The following is a 15063-nucleotide window of genomic DNA, read 5'->3' as shown; positions in this document are numbered from 1 at the left end:
CCGACGCGCCTTCCACCCCGCCACCAGCGAAGGCCCCAACGCCACCAGCGCCGACCCCAGCACCACCGTCACCGCCCCGACATACCCCAGGCCATTGATCTGCTCGGCATGCACATAGTCCGGCCACAGCCAGGCCGCCAGCGCCACCGCGACGAAGGTCACCAGTGGCGTCAGCGCCAGTGTCGCGCTCACCCGTGATGCCTCCCAATGCGCCAGTGCCTCGGCGAACGCGCCGTAAGCCACCAACGTGTTCAGGCAGCAGGCCAACAGCAACCAGCCTTGCAACGGACTGAGCTGCAACGCCTCCAGCGGCTGCGCCCAGGGCGTGAGCAACAACGCGCAGCACAGGTAGATCACCATCATCACCTGCTGCGAGTGCCACACCGTCAGCAACTGCTTCTGGCTCAGGGCATAGAACACCCAGATACTGGTCGCCAGGATGATGGTCAGCACGCCAGTGGTGTAGGTACCCAACGAAGTGAGCAGCTCTTCCAGGCGCTGGTTGAAGAACAGCCCGAACCCCGCCAGCAGCACCAGCAGGCCCAGGCCCTGCCCCAGGCTGAAACGCTCCTTGAACACGAACACGCTGGCCACCAGCAGCAGCACTGGCCCCAGCTGCACCACCAGTTGCGCGGTGCCGGGGCTGAGCAGGTTCAGGCCGACCAGGTACAGCACATAGTTGCCGACCAGGCCTGCCACCGCGACGGCCACCAGGCCCTTGCCCTTCATTCCGAGACGGCTGAACGACGGCAGTCGCCGATTGGCCGCCAGCCAGGCGAACAACAGGCCGCCGGAAACGCTCAGGCGATACCAGGTGACCGTCACCGGGTCCATCACCTGCAGCACCTGCTTGAGCTTGATCGGCAGGATGCCCCAGAGAAACGCGGTCAACAGCGCCAGCAGCAGGCCTTGGACCCAGCGTCCGGAAGAAATGTGCATGGTGTCCTCGATCGGCGCCTTGGTGGGGAAGGTGCAGTCTACGGGCTTGGCGGGGGGGATGTGGCGGGAAATGTTTTCATCAGGTCATTCCTCGGGGGCATGCCCTGAACAACTGAGCTGGCCTCTTCGCGGGTAAACCCGCTCCACAGAGATCAGCGTTCTCCATGTGGGAGCGGGTTTACCCGCGAAGAGGCCAGCCCGGATTATTTCTTGTCCTTGGCGAACGCCGCCTCCAGCGCCTGGTTGATCGTGCGCAGCACCTTCACCCGCGCCCAGCGCTTGTCGTTGGCCTCCACCAGCGTCCACGGCGCGATCTCGGTGCTGGTGCGGTCCACCATATCGCCCACCGCCTCGCTGTAGACGTCCCACTTGTCGCGGTTGCGCCAGTCTTCCTCGGTGATCTTGTAGCGCTTGAACGGGATCTGCTCGCGCTCCTCGAAGCGCTCCAGCTGGGTCTGCTGGTCGATGGCCAGCCAGAACTTGACCAGCACCACCCCGGCATTGCTCAACTGCTCCTCGAAATCGTTGATCTCGCCATAGGCGCGCATCCAGTCCGCCGGGCTGCAGAAGCCCTCGACCCGCTCCACCAGCACCCGGCCATACCAGGAACGGTCGAAGATGGTGAACTTGCCGCGCGCCGGGATATGCCGCCAGAACCGCCACAGATAGGGCTGGGCACGCTCTTCCTCGGTGGGCGCGGCAATCGGCACGATGCGGTACTGGCGCGGATCCAGCGCCGCCGCCACACGGCGGATCGCGCCGCCCTTGCCGGCCGCGTCGTTGCCCTCGAACACCGCCACCAGCGCATGCCGGCGCATGTGCTTGTCACGCAGCAGACCGGCCAGGCGTGCCTGTTCGGTGACCAACTGCTCCTGGTAGTCGTGCTTGTCCAGGCGCAGCGTCATGTCCAGCGCACCGAGCAGGCTCTTCTGATCGATGCTGCGCCCCAGCGGCGCGACATTGCTCTGGTGCTTGCCCTTGGGATTGTTGGCCAGGGCCGCCTGCAGGCTCTCCAGCAGGATGCGCCCCACCGCCAGGCTGCGGTAGTACGGGTCGACGCCCTCGATCACATGCCAGGGTGCGTAGTCGCGGCTGGTGCGCCGCAGCACCCGCTCGCCGAAGCGCACGAAGCGGTCGTAGGTCTCGGACTGCTGCCAGTCCAGCGGGCTGATGCGCCATTTGCGCAGCGGATCGTCCTTGAGCGCCTTGAGCCGTGCCTTCATCTGCTTCTTGGACAGGTGGAACCAGAACTTGATGATCAGCGCGCCTTCGTCGCAAAGCATCTGCTCCAGCCGCTCGGCACCGGCGATGGCCTGGTCGAGCACGGCGTCCTTGAACTGGCCGTGCACCCGGCCTTCGATCATCTGGCTGTACCAGTTGCCGAAGAACACGCCCATCCGGCCCTTCGGCGGCAGCGCCCGCCAGTAGCGCCAGGCCGGCGGGCGGGCCAGCTCCTCGTCGGTCTGCTGGTCGAAGGTGCGCACCTCGATCAGGCGCGGGTCCATCCATTCGTTGAGCAATTTGACCGTCTCACCCTTGCCGGCGCCCTCGATGCCGTTGATCAGCACGATCACCGGGAAGCGCGCCTGCTGCTTGAGCTCGTACTGGGCTTCGAGCAGCGCCTCGCGCAGGGCGGGCACTTCGGCCTCGTAGGTGTCCTTGTCGATGCTGTGACCGATTTCGGCGGATTCGAACATGGAGGGCTCCTTCAATGGATCTGCTACAAGCTACAAGCTTCAAGCTGCAAGAAATAGCAGGTCGTGCCACTATTCGCTTTTTTCTTGCAGCTCGAAGCTTGCAACTTGCGGCTTGAATATGACCATGTCCGACACCACCCTCCCCCAGCACGCCCAGATCGACTGGGACGACCAGGGCCGCCCCCATTCCCGGCAATACGACGATGTGTATTTCGCCATCAACGAAGGCATCGACGAAACCCTGCACGTGTTCATCGAGCAGAACCACCTGCGCCAGCGCTACGCCGAGCTAGCGCCGGGGGGCTGCCTGGTGATCGGGGAAACGGGCTTCGGCACCGGCATGAACTTCTTCTGTGCCTGGCAGCTGTTCGCCGAACTGGCACACGCCGAGGCGCGCCTGCATTTCGTCAGCGTGGAAAAGTACCCCCTGAGCCGGGATGACCTGGAGCGCGCCATGCGGCTGTGGCCGCAACTGGCGCCTTTCACCCGGCCCCTGCTCGATCAGTACGTGGCGATCCATCCAGGTTTCCAGCAACTGAGCCTCGATGGCGGCCGCGTCACCCTCACCCTGATGATCGGCGATGCCCTGGAGCAACTGCCGCAACTGGACGCGCGCATCGACGCCTGGTTCCTGGACGGCTTCGCTCCGGCGAAGAACCCCGACATGTGGACGCCGGAGCTGTTCGCCCAGCTGGCACGCCTGTCGCACCCTGGCACCACCCTCGGCACCTTCACCACCACCGGCTGGGTCCGCCGCGCGCTGATCGAGGCCGGCTTCGCCATGAAGAAGGTGCCCGGTATCGGCAAGAAATGGGAGGTGATGCACGGCGTCTATGGCGGCGCGCCAGCAGCCCCCGCGGCGCCCTGGTACGCCCGCCCGGCGCCCTTGCCGGGGCCACGCGAGGCACTGGTGATCGGTGCCGGCCTGGCGGGCAGCGCCACGGCGCGCAGCCTGGCGGCCCGGGGTTGGCAGGTCAGCGTGCTGGAGCGCCACGACGGGCCGGCCCAGGAGGCCTCTGGCAACCCCCAGGGCGTGCTGTACCTCAAGCTCTCCGCCCATGGCACCGCCCTGTCGCAGATGATCCTTTCCGGCTTCGGCTACACCCGTCGCTGGCTCGAGCACCTGCAACGCGGCCACGACTGGGACGCCTGCGGCGTGCTGCAACTGGCCTTCGACGACAAGGAAGGCGAGCGCCAGGCCAAGCTGGCAACCGCCTTCGACGACAGCCTGCTGCGCCAGCTCGACCGCGCCCAGGCCGAAGCCACGGCAGGCGTGGCGCTGGCCAGCGGCGGCCTGTTCTACCCCGAAGGTGGCTGGGTACATCCGCCGGCGCTGTGCCAGGCCCAGCTGAACCATCCGCGCATCCGCCTGCTCGGCCATGCCAACGTCATCGCGCTGCGCAAGGCCGACGGCCTGTGGCAGGCCTGGGACGGCGAGCGCCTGCTGGCCAGCGCGCCGCTGGTGGTGCTGGCCGGGGCTGCAGATGTCCGTCACTTCCCCGCCTGCGCCGGGCTGCCGCTCAAGCGCATTCGCGGGCAGATCACCCGCCTTCCGGCCACCTTGGCCAGCCGGGAACTGCGCACGGTGGTCTGTGCCGACGGCTATGTGGCGCCACCTCGCGGCGATGAACATACCCTGGGCGCCAGCTTCGACTTCCACAACGAGGACCTGGCGCCGACCGTGGCCGAGCACCAGGGCAACCTGGCGCTGCTGGATGATATTTCCGCGGACCTGGCCACCCGACTGCGCACCGCCGAGCTGGATCCGGCACAACTGCAGGGCCGGGCGGCGTTCCGCTGCACCAGCCCGGACTACCTGCCCATTGTCGGACCGCTGGCCGATGTCGAGGCGTTCAACCAGGCCTACGCCATGCTGGCCAAGGATGCGCGACAGGTGCCGGATGTGGCCTGCCCGTGGCTGGAGGGGCTGTACGTGAACAGCGGGCATGGGTCGCGGGGATTGATCACCGCGCCGTTGTCGGGCGAACTGATCGGCGCATGGGCCAGCGGCGAGCCGCTGCCGCTGCCCAGGGCAGTGGCCGAGGCGTGTCATCCGAACCGTTTTGCGCTGCGCCGGCTGATTCGCGGCAAGTAGCACAGACATCACAAGAACTGTGCCTCTGTGGGAGCGGGCTGGCCTCGCGATGCCCACTCATCGCATATAACAGATCGATCTAAAACTCTCGCAATCCACCCAGGTCCCTACCTAAGTGCCCACCTTCGCGGCACACCTCCCCAACGGCAAAACCGGTAAGGACCTATGTGCGGATTAGCAGGAGAGTTACGTTTCACCCCCATCGACCAAGCCCCTCGCCCGGCGGACCTCGCCGCGGTGGAGCGCATTACCCACCACCTGGCGCCCCGCGGCCCCGACGCCTGGGGCTTCCATAGCCAGGGCCCGATCGCCCTCGGCCACCGACGTCTGAAGATCATGGACCTGTCCGACGGCTCGGCCCAGCCCATGGTCGACAGCACCCTGGGCCTTTGCCTGGCGTTCAACGGCGCCATCTACAACTTCCCGGAGCTGCGTCAGGAACTGCAGGACCTGGGCTACAGCTTCTGGTCCGACGGCGACACCGAAGTGCTGCTCAAGGGCTATCACGCCTGGGGCGCGGCGCTGCTGCCCAAGCTCAACGGCATGTTCGCCCTGGCCATCTGGGAGCGCGACAACCAGCGCCTGTTCCTGGCCCGCGACCGCCTCGGCGTCAAACCGCTGTACCTGTCGCGCGACGGCGAGCGCCTGCGCTTCGCCTCGACCCTGCCGGCGCTGCTCAAGGGCGGTGACATCGACCCGCTGATCGACCCGGTGGCGCTCAACCACTACCTGAATTTCCACGCCGTGGTGCCGGCGCCGCGCACGCTGCTGGCCAACGTGCAAAAGCTCGAGCCCGGCACCTGGATGCGCATCGACCGCCATGGCGAAGTCGAGCGCCAGACCTGGTGGCAACTGCACTTTGGCCCGAATCCGGACGAGCGCGAGCTCGACCTGGAGGGGTGGACCAGCCGCGTGCTCGACGCCACCCGCGACGCCGTGGCGATCCGCCAGCGCGCCGCCGTCGACGTCGGCGTGCTGCTCTCGGGCGGTGTCGACTCCAGCCTGCTCGTGGGCCTGCTGCGCGAAGCCGGGGTGGACGACCTGTCGACCTTCTCCATCGGCTTCGAGGATGCCGGTGGCGAGCGCGGCGACGAATTCCAGTACTCCGACCTGATCGCCCGCCATTACGGCACCCGCCATCACCAATTGCGCATCGCCGAGCGCGAGATCATCGAGCAATTGCCGGCGGCCTTCCGCGCCATGAGCGAGCCGATGGTCAGCCATGACTGCATCGCCTTCTACCTGCTGTCGCGCGAAGTGGCCAAGCACTGCAAAGGCGTGCAGAGCGGCCAGGGCGCCGACGAGCTGTTCGCCGGCTACCACTGGTACCCGCAGGTGGACGGCGCCGAGAACGCCTTCGCCGCCTACCGCGATGCGTTCTTCGATCGCAGCCACGCCGAGTACCGCGACACCGTGCAGCCCCCCTGGCTGCTGGAGACCGACGCCGCCGGCGAGTTCGTCCGCGAGCACTTCGCGCGCCCCGGCGCGCCGGAGGCGGTGGACAAGGCCCTGCGCCTGGACAGCACGGTGATGCTGGTGGACGACCCGGTCAAGCGCGTGGACAACATGACCATGGCCTGGGGCCTGGAGGCACGCACGCCGTTCCTGGACTATCGCCTGGTGGAGCTGTCGGCACGCATCCCGGCCCGTTTCAAGCTGCCCGACGGCGGCAAGCAGGTGCTCAAGCAGGCGGCGCGACGCGTCATCCCCCACGAGGTGATCGACCGCAAGAAGGGCTACTTCCCGGTACCTGGCCTCAAGCACTTGCAGGGCGCCACCCTGGACTGGGTGCGCGAGCTGCTGACCGACCCCAGCCAGGATCGTGGCCTGTTCAATCCGGCGATGCTCGACCGCCTGCTGAGCAACCCGCACGGACAGCTCACGCCACTGCGCGGCTCCAAGCTGTGGCAACTGGCGGCACTGAACCTGTGGCTCAGCGAACAAGGAATCTGACCGATGAAAGCCCATGAAACCGCTTACGGTCAGCGCTTGCTGCGCGGTCAGGCGCCGTCCTACGAGCGCCTGCAGGCGCGCCTGGCCGGCGACGGCAGCGAGCCCCACGACAAGCCGCGCGCGGTGCACTGCGGCTGGGGTCGGCTGCTGATCGGACATACCCATCCCAACCCGGTCAGCCTGGCCGAAGCCCTGTTGGAGGAGCAGACCGGCGAGCGCGACATCGCCTTGTACGTGGCCGCGCCGCAGCAGGTACTGGCGCAGGCCCCGCAGCAACTGTTCCTCGACCCCTCCGACACCCTGCGCCTGTGGTTCACCGACTACCGCCCGGCGCAGCGCGTGTTCCGTGGCTTTCGCATCCGTCGGGCGCAGAGCCAGGCGGACTGGCAGGCGATCAATACCCTGTACCAGGCACGCGGCATGCTGCCGGTCGTTCCCGAGCTGCTGACCCCGCGTCACCTCGGCGGGCCGGTGTACTGGCTGGCCGAGGACGAGGACAGCAACGCGGTGATCGGCAGCGTCATGGGCCTGGATCACCACAAGGCCTTCGACGACCCCGAGCACGGTTGCAGCCTATGGTGCCTGGCGGTGGATCCGCACTGCACGCGACCGGGCGTCGGCGAAGTGCTGGTGCGTCACCTGGTCGAGCACTTCATGAGCCGTGGGCTGGCCTGCCTCGACCTGTCGGTGCTGCACGACAATCGCCAGGCCAAGCGCCTGTACACGAAACTGGGGTTTCGCAACCTGCCGACCTTCGCCGTCAAGCGCAAGAACGGTATCAACCAGCCCTTGTTCCTCGGCCCTGGGCCGCAAGCCGATCTCAATCCCTATGCTCGGATCATCGTCGACGAAGCCTTGCGCCGCGGCATCGACGTGCAGGTGGACGATGCCAGCGCCGGTCTGTTCACCCTCAGTCTGGGCGGGCGCCGCATCCGCTGCCGCGAGTCGCTCAGCGACCTGACCAGCGCCGTCACCATGACCCTCTGCCAGGACAAACGCCTGACCCGCCAGGCCTTGCACAACGCTGGCCTGCAGGTGCCCGCGCAGCAACTGGCAGGCAGCGCCGACGACAATCTGGCCTTTCTCGACGAGCATGGCGCGGTGGTGGTCAAGCCGGTCGATGGCGAGCAGGGCCAGGGCGTGGCGGTGAACCTTAACTGTATCGACGAAGTCAGCCGCGCTGTCGAACAGGCCCGTCGTTTCGACAGCCGCGTGCTGCTGGAAAGCTTCCACCCCGGCAGCGACCTGCGCATCGTGGTCATCGGCTACGAGGTGGTGGCCGCCGCCATTCGCCACCCGGCGCAGGTGATCGGCGATGGCCGCCACAACATCCACGCGCTGATCGAGGCCCAGAGTCGTCGACGCCAGGCCGCCACGGGGGGCGAAAGCCGCATCCCGCTCGACGAGGAGACCGAGCGCACGCTCAAGGCCGCGGGGCTGGGCTACCACCATGTACTGCCGGCCGGCCAGCGCCTGGCCGTGCGGCGCACGGCCAACCTGCACACCGGCGGCACCCTGGAAGACGTCACCGCGCGCCTGCACCCGGTGCTGGCCGATGCCGCGGTGCGCGCGGCCCGCGCCCTGGAAATCGCGGTGGTGGGCCTGGATTTCATGGTCCGCGATGCCGAACACCCGGACTACGTGATCATCGAAGCCAACGAGCGCGCGGGGCTGGCCAATCATGAACCGCAGCCTACGGCTGAGCGTTTCATGGATCTGTTGTTTCCACATAGCCGACCCTTGGCCTGACAGCCCCACGGATCTTTGTAGGAGCGGCCTTGTGTCGCGAAAGGGGTGCGAAGCGCCCCCAGGATTTCAGCTTCGCTGCATCTACTGCCGGGCCCGCGGTGCAGGCCTTTCCGAGCGGTCCGACGCCTCGGCAAGGCCGCTCCCACAAGGACCTTGCCCGCAGCTTGGAAATTTCACCCCGACCGGAGACCTGGACATGTCCGAACGACTCCCCGAACCCGATCTCGACTACCTCAAACGTGTGTTGCTGGAAATGCTCGCCATCCCCAGCCCCACCGGCTTCACCGACACCATCGTGCGCTATGTCGCCGAGCGCCTGGACGAACTGGGCATCCCCTTCGAGCTGACCCGTCGCGGCACTATCCGCGCCACCCTCAAGGGACGCCAGAGCTCGCCCGACCGCGCCGTCTCGGCGCACCTGGACACCATCGGCGCCAGCGTGCGCCAACTTCAGGACAACGGCCGCCTGGCCCTGGCTCCGGTAGGCTGCTGGTCGAGCCGCTTCGCCGAAGGCAGCCGGGTCAGCGTGTTCACCGACACCGGTATCGTGCGCGGCAGCGTGCTGCCACTGATGGCCAGCGGCCACGCCTTCAACACCGCGATCGACCAGATGCCGATCAGCTGGGAACATGTGGAAGTGCGCCTGGACGCCTACTGCGCTACCCGCGCAGATTGCGAAGCACTGGGCATCGCCCTGGGTGATTTCGTCGCCTTCGACCCGTTGCCGGAGTTCACCGAAAGTGGCCATGTCAGCGCCCGCCATCTGGACGACAAGGCCGGCGTCGCGGCGTTGCTGACCGCGCTCAAGGCCGTGGTGCAAAGCGGTCGCCAGCCACTGATCGACTGCCACCCGTTGTTCACCATCACCGAAGAGACGGGCTCGGGCGCGGCGGGCGCCCTGCCCTGGGATGTCAGCGAGTTCGTCGGCATCGACATCGCCCCGGTGGCGCCCGGCCAAGCCTCCAGCGAGCATGCGGTGAGCGTGGCGATGCAGGATTCGTCCGGCCCTTATGACTATCATCTGTCGCGCCATCTGCTGAAACTGGCCCGCGACCACGACCTGCCGGTGCGCCGCGACCTGTTCCGCTACTACTTCAGCGACGCGCATTCGGCGGTCACCGCCGGCCACGATATCCGCACCGCGCTGGTGGCATTCGGCTGCGACGCCACCCATGGCTACGAGCGCACCCACATCGACAGCCTGGCGGCGCTCAGCCGCCTGCTCGGCGCCTACCTGCTCAGCCCACCGGTGTTCGCCAGTGACTCGCAACCGGCCAGCGCCTCGCTGGAGCGTTTCAGCCACCAGCTGGAGCACGACGCGCAGATGGAAAGCGACACCCGGGTGCCAGCGGTGGACAGCCTGGTGGGCATCAAAGGGTGATCAGGCGGGGCTGCTCAAGTCAGCTCCTACCTCAAGTCATGCGCAACTCCTGTAGGAGCGGCCTTGCGTCGCGAAAGGGCTGCAGGGCAGCCCCGGCGATTTTTGCGTGACCACTGAAATCCTGGGGCTGCTACGCAGCCCTTTCGCGACGCAAGGCCGCTCCCACAGGGGAATAGCGCGCACCATGTTGCCGATTTCACGTAGCATGCCTCCATTCCCACAACCACCACCCAGACCATGCTGATCCCCTACGACCAACTCGAAGCCGAAACCCTGACCCGCCTGATCGAAGACTTCGTCACCCGCGACGGTACCGACAATGGTGACGACACACCCCTGGAGACCCGCGTGCTGCGCGTGCGCCAGGCCCTGGCCAAGGGGCAGGCGTTCATCCTGTTCGACCTGGAAAGCCAGCAGTGCCAGTTGCTGGCCAGGCACGAAGTGCCACGGGAGCTGTTCGACTGAGCGCGTGACATCGCTCAGACCCGCTCCTTTTCCCGCGCCTTGGCCTTGATCCGCTGGTACACCTCGACCCGATGCACATCCACATCCCGCGGCGCGACGATGCCGAAGCGCACCTGGCCATTCTCCACGGCCATCACCTGAATCCTGATGTTCTCGGCGATGACGATGACTTCGCCCACTTCCCGTCCGATTACCAGCATGCTCCGATCCTCACAACTCAAGGGAAAATCGGAGACTGCCTGCTCGGCTTTTGCCTACTCAATCGCTCAACCCAAAAACAGATATGACCGACTGCCAGCGGTAAAAAAACCTACAGCCGCTTCTTTCAACTTGCGATCTTGCGGGCCTTTGCCCTCATCTTCACCGCCATGTCCGCCATTTCATCATAAAGCCGCTGCGGCTCCTGGCACTTGAGCTGCCAAGCCTGGCGTCCGGTTTCGTGGGGCAGGATGAGGAACTGGCCAGCGGCGACCTCGGCATGAATGTGTTCGGCGATGTCGGCGGCACTGATCGGTGAGCCCTCCAGCAACTTGCCGACCTGCACCTTCATCGCCGGATCAGGCCCGCGAAACGAGTCGAGCAGGTTGGTCTGGAAGAACGATGGGCAGACCACATGCACCGCCACCTCGACTTGGCGCAACTCCACCAGCAGGCTTTCGGACAACGCCAGCACGCCGGCCTTGGCCACGTTGTAGTTGCTCATGCCCGGCCCCTGCATCAGCGCGGCCATGGAGGCGATGTTGATGATTCGCCCACGGCTGCGCTCGAGCAGCGGCAGGAAGGCCTTGCAGCCCTTGACCACGCCCATCAGGTTGATCGCGATCTGCCAGTCCCAGTCCTCCAGCGACAAGTCGGCGAAGAAGCCGCCCGAGGCGACGCCGGCGTTGTTGACGATCACATCCACGCCGCCGAACTTCTCTTCGCAGGCTTGCGCCAGCGCCGTCAGCTGGCTGTAGTCACGCACATCGCAGCGCTGGCTGAAACCATCGCCGCCGACCTCGCGCACCTGCGCCAGGGTCTCGCGCAGCCCGGGCTCGTTGACGTCGGCCAGCGCCAGGCGCCAGCCATCCCGGGCCCAGCGCAGGGCAATCTCGCGCCCCAGTCCGGAGCCGGCCCCGGTGATCATCATTCGGTTGTCCATGGTGCTGTGCCTTGACCTGTGGGAATGGGCTGGAGTCTAGCCATAACACCAGTCTGGGCGGTGCGGCATCAGGATGCTGAATAAGGGAGTATCGCCATGTACATGACCAGGCCGATGGAATCTTTGCGCAAGCGGCGCAGTCGGAAAAGTAAGCGGCCAGCATTCCGAGCCCCTCGCCTCTCAACCACGCAAGGACTCCGCCATGACCACGATCCTCATCATCATTCTCATCCTGCTGCTGATCGGTGGCCTGCCGGTCTTCCCGCACTCACGCAGCTGGGGCTACGGCCCATCCGGTATCGTCGGCGTCGTGCTGGTGGTGCTGCTGATCCTGCTGCTGCTCGGGCGCATCTGAGGCCACTCAGGCCGGCGCTTGCGGCTCCTGGCGCAAGCGCCGCAGCAACACCGTGCCTTCCAGCGGGCCGCTGAAGTAATCGCCCTGGGCGACTTCACAGCCCATGCGCTGCAAGGCCAGGCATTGCCGGGCGTTGCCGACGCCACTCACGGCCATGGTCACCTGCAGCGCCCGCGCCAGGTTCTGGCAGTGCTCGATGACGCTGCGACAACGCGCGTGCTCGGGCACGCCCTGGGCCAGGCGCGCGCTCAGTCGCAAGCGGGTGATCGGTAACTCGCACAGCAATGCGCTGCCAGCCTGATCGCTGCCGAACTCCGCCAGAGCGAGCTCGCAGCCCAGCATGTTCAAGCGCAGGAGGTTCTCCAGCCCCTGCACCGGCAAGCGATACAAGCCCCGCCCCGACAACTCGAAACACAGTGAATGAGGCCGGGTCGGCAAGTCCTGAAGCATCTCGAGCAAGCAGGGAAACAACTGGGGAGAAACCAGTTGCCCGGCGCTCAGGCGCAGGATCATGGGCAGGTTCGGCTCGCCCGCGGCGCGCATGAACGCCAGCGCCTGGCGCAATAGCATCAGCAACAGTTCGTCATGCAAGCCGACGTGCTCGACCATGGCCATGAAGGCATCCGGCTCGACCATGCCTAAGCGCGCGCAACGCCAGGCCGCCAGCACGTGCACGCTTTCCACTTTGTTGCTGCGCAGATCGAAGCTTGGCAGGTAGCGAGTCAAGACCGCCCCATCGCGCAAGGCATGGAGCAGGTCGGCCCGTGCGGGCTGTTGCCTGGGCACCGCGCTACCGAGCAACGACCCCATCGCGCCCTTGGCCAGGATGCGTGCCAGAGGCTCGGCCAGCAATGGCTTGGCCAGATCCCCGAGAAAGCCCATGCCCAGGCGCTCGACCACCAGGCGAACGCTGCGCCGCAGGTCCGCCGGCAGCTCGTCACTGATCAGCACCGCCCTTGCCAGGCCCGCCAGACCGACTCGATGGATGAACTCCAGGCCATCCATGCCGTCGCTACCGCGTTCGCGCAGGTCGCACACCACCAGGTCCGCCGAGCCGACATGCCGCAGCAAGGCCAGTGCCTCGCTGGCGCAGGCGGCCTGCAACACCTGCCCGCAACCCAGGGTAACGAAGCCTCTTACCGCTATCGTGCGTTGAAAACCATGGTCCTCCAGCACCAGTACACGCATCTCCCGCACAGCCCCCCGTCCGCATCGCCATAGCCCGGTACAGCAGGCCATCCTGCAATGAAGTCGGCAGACATTGAACGAGGAAAATTCCTTAGTGCTCAGACAGAATTTCCCAACAAGCGATGGACCTGATACCGCCGCAGCCGCACCTCCAGCCACAGCACTTCGCGGATCAGTACCCGCAGACAGGCTTTCACTTCACGCCTGTCCATCGAAGCCTGTCCACAGCAATGCTCCAGGCGCTCGCAGGCCTCGACCAGCGCCCACGCCCTGATGATGCGCACGCCGCCCTTGATCCGATGCGCCAGATTGGCCAACGCTCCCACATCATGGCGCTTGGCGTGATCGCGCAAGCGCTGCAGGTCATCGCGGTTGGCTTGCAGCAAGTCCTGCAACAGCCCGGCCAGGGCCTCGCTGTTGCCTGCGGTCAGACGCTCCAACTCGCCAAGGTCGATGGCGCCGCCATGGCGCGCATCAGGTCCGTACTCGTGCCACCGCAGCGTTTCACGCAGCTGCGTCAAGGTCATCGGCTTGAGCAGGCACTGGTCCATGCCCGCCGCCAGGCAGCGCTCCAGGCCGAACGTCGTGGAACGCCCCGTGACGCCGATCAGCAGGCAGGGGCGCAGGTGCTGGCGCGACTCGTAGAGACGAATGGCCCTGGCCAGTGCATGGCCATCCATCACCGGCATGCCGCAATCGCTGATCACCACATCGAACGATCCGCCCATGCGGGCACGTATCGCCTGACCGCCGTCCTCCACCGCCTCGACCAGGTGCCCCAGCCGCCGGAGCTGCAGGCATAACAACAGGCGATTGGCCGGATGGTCATCAGCCACCAGTACACGCAGCCTGGGGCTCGAAGCCCGCTCGGGAGCTCGCGGCACGGCGGACACCACTGCCGACAGCGCCGCCGACAAGCGCAGGCGGATATCGATACGCCGTCGACCCGCGCGCAGCTGCCCCCCCATCGACCGACACAGGGCGCGCCCGATGGACAAGGCCAGGCCATCCTCGTTCATGCCAGTGGCAATCGACTCGATGCGCAGCCTCAGCCGCACCACGGCGCCGCTCGCGCGCACCTTCACCTTCAACCGAACGCGCCCCTGATGGGTGAACCTGAAGACATGTGCCAGCATGCAGGACAGCAGCTGCTGCACGCGCATCGGGTCAAGTTGCGCGGTGACCTGTGAAGGCCCCTGGTAATCCAGCGAAAGCTGCCAGCCCTCGCTGCGCCCGCGTTGCTCGCACGCCTCGACCAGCCTCGTGAAGTGTTCACGCAACGCCACCGGCTGCACCGCCAGCGAACGCTCGCCGGTCTGCAGCAGCAGCGCGTCGTGCACACTGGCCAGTTGCGCGGAAAGCTCCCGCGACACGCGCGCCGCCTGGTCGATGGACTGCTGCTCGAAGGCGCCTGGCGCGAGTCGAGGCAATGCCCGATCGAGCATGCCAAGCACACTCTGCAGCGAGTCGCGCGCCTCCCGACACAGGTTGCCAAGCAGACGTTCACCAGCCTCGGCGCGACGCAGGCCTTGCCGATACGGCTCGCTGACATCGAGCCAGCCCGCGGCAATCCATTGCCCGCAAGGCCCCGGCCGCATCCAGTGCTGACGGCCGTCGGCAAGCACCGTGCGGTACTCCTGCGTCCACACCTGCCCGCTGGTCAGCACTTGTTCCCGCGCCTGCCGCCACGCCACCGCCGCGATGCCCCCCAGAGGACGCCCCGTAACCTGCTCACGGTCGATGTTCTGGGCTTGCAGAAAACTGCTGTTGCAATCGACCAGGCGCCCCTCTCGATCGCACAGGTACACGGGATGGGGCAGGCCATCGAGCAACGCCCGCTGCGCTGCCAGCCGGTCCTCCAGTACCCGCTCTCGGGCACAGCCTCTGCGCTGCTGGCGCAGCCAGCCCAGCGCGCACAGCAGCGCCAGCGACAGCGCGCCTGTCGACCACAACGGCCAAAGGCCGACTTCGGCGCCGCGGGCCGTGCTGCCTGACCAGAGGAACTCAGGCGGCACGGCGGGGGGCTTTCCCAGAGCGTGTGGCCCTCCCCCATCGAACTCCACCGGACAGTGTTCCGTGGCCATCACCACAGGAGGCAGC

The 15063-nt window shown here is 66.6% G+C and carries 12 protein-coding genes; 6 read left to right on the top strand and 6 right to left on the bottom strand.

The genetic code is table 11. The annotated features are described in order from the left end of the window. Both N5D48_RS09230 and pap read right to left on the bottom strand, forming a co-directional pair. A partial coding sequence (locus N5D48_RS09230; RefSeq protein ID WP_279883347.1) for a DMT family transporter occupies positions 1-939 on the bottom strand: 939 nt, incomplete at its 3' end. A gap of 203 nt (positions 940-1142) precedes the next feature. Next, positions 1143-2636, bottom strand: a complete 1494-nt coding sequence (gene pap, locus N5D48_RS09225) for a polyphosphate:AMP phosphotransferase (RefSeq protein ID WP_279883344.1) — start codon at positions 2634-2636, stop codon at positions 1143-1145. A gap of 124 nt (positions 2637-2760) precedes the next feature. Here pap and mnmC point away from each other — a divergent pair, with 124 nt between their 5' ends. From mnmC to N5D48_RS09200, 5 genes are all read left to right on the top strand, one after another. Then, entirely contained in the window at positions 2761-4731 is a 1971-nt protein-coding gene (mnmC, locus tag N5D48_RS09220; RefSeq protein ID WP_279883341.1) for a bifunctional tRNA (5-methylaminomethyl-2-thiouridine)(34)-methyltransferase MnmD/FAD-dependent 5-carboxymethylaminomethyl-2-thiouridine(34) oxidoreductase MnmC, read from the top strand. 165 nt (positions 4732-4896) lie between these two features. Beyond that, entirely contained in the window at positions 4897-6684 is a 1788-nt protein-coding gene (locus N5D48_RS09215) for an N-acetylglutaminylglutamine amidotransferase (RefSeq protein ID WP_279883338.1), read from the top strand. Positions 6685-6687: 3 nt separating this feature from the next. Further along, positions 6688-8433 (top strand): N-acetylglutaminylglutamine synthetase, encoded by a 1746-nt coding sequence (gene ngg / locus N5D48_RS09210; RefSeq protein ID WP_279883335.1) that lies wholly within the window; start codon positions 6688-6690, stop codon positions 8431-8433. Between the two features lie 196 nt (positions 8434-8629). Further along, positions 8630-9814 carry an osmoprotectant NAGGN system M42 family peptidase gene (locus N5D48_RS09205; RefSeq protein WP_279883333.1) on the top strand — a complete coding sequence of 395 codons (1185 nt, stop codon included), beginning with the start codon at positions 8630-8632 and terminating at the stop codon, positions 9812-9814. Positions 9815-10051: 237 nt separating this feature from the next. Beyond that, positions 10052-10279 carry a YheU family protein gene (locus N5D48_RS09200; RefSeq protein ID WP_279883330.1) on the top strand — a complete coding sequence of 76 codons (228 nt, stop codon included), beginning with the start codon at positions 10052-10054 and terminating at the stop codon, positions 10277-10279. Between the two features lie 14 nt (positions 10280-10293). Here the strand turns inward: N5D48_RS09200 and N5D48_RS09195 are convergent, their stop codons facing one another. Further along, positions 10294-10479: a carbon storage regulator gene (locus N5D48_RS09195; RefSeq protein ID WP_279883327.1), complete on the bottom strand. Its 186-nt coding sequence runs from the start codon at positions 10477-10479 to the stop codon at positions 10294-10296. 125 nt (positions 10480-10604) lie between these two features. Next, the gene (locus tag N5D48_RS09190; protein WP_279883324.1) at positions 10605-11420 is read right to left on the bottom strand and encodes an SDR family oxidoreductase; all 816 of its coding nucleotides are present in this window, start codon (positions 11418-11420) and stop codon (positions 10605-10607) included. A gap of 202 nt (positions 11421-11622) precedes the next feature. Between N5D48_RS09190 and N5D48_RS09185 the strand changes: the two genes are divergently transcribed. Next, positions 11623-11775 (top strand): DUF3309 family protein, encoded by a 153-nt coding sequence (locus N5D48_RS09185; protein WP_110736482.1) that lies wholly within the window; start codon positions 11623-11625, stop codon positions 11773-11775. A 6-nt stretch (positions 11776-11781) separates the two neighbouring features. Here N5D48_RS09185 and N5D48_RS09180 read toward each other — a convergent pair whose 3' ends face one another. Next, positions 11782-12963, bottom strand: coding sequence for an EAL domain-containing protein (locus N5D48_RS09180; protein WP_279883321.1), 1182 nt, complete (start codon positions 12961-12963; stop codon positions 11782-11784). Positions 12964-13061: 98 nt separating this feature from the next. Further along, positions 13062-14978, bottom strand: coding sequence for a response regulator (locus tag N5D48_RS09175; protein ID WP_279883318.1), 1917 nt, complete (start codon positions 14976-14978; stop codon positions 13062-13064). Between the last annotated feature and the right edge of the window lie 85 nt (positions 14979-15063).

The sequence above is a fragment of the Pseudomonas sp. GD03858 genome (genome assembly GCF_029840925.1).
In the GTDB taxonomy this organism is placed as follows: Bacteria; Pseudomonadota; Gammaproteobacteria; order Pseudomonadales; family Pseudomonadaceae; genus Aquipseudomonas.
The sequence above is the reverse complement of the archived record's forward strand: the minus strand, read 5'-3'. Positions and strand labels throughout refer to the sequence as shown.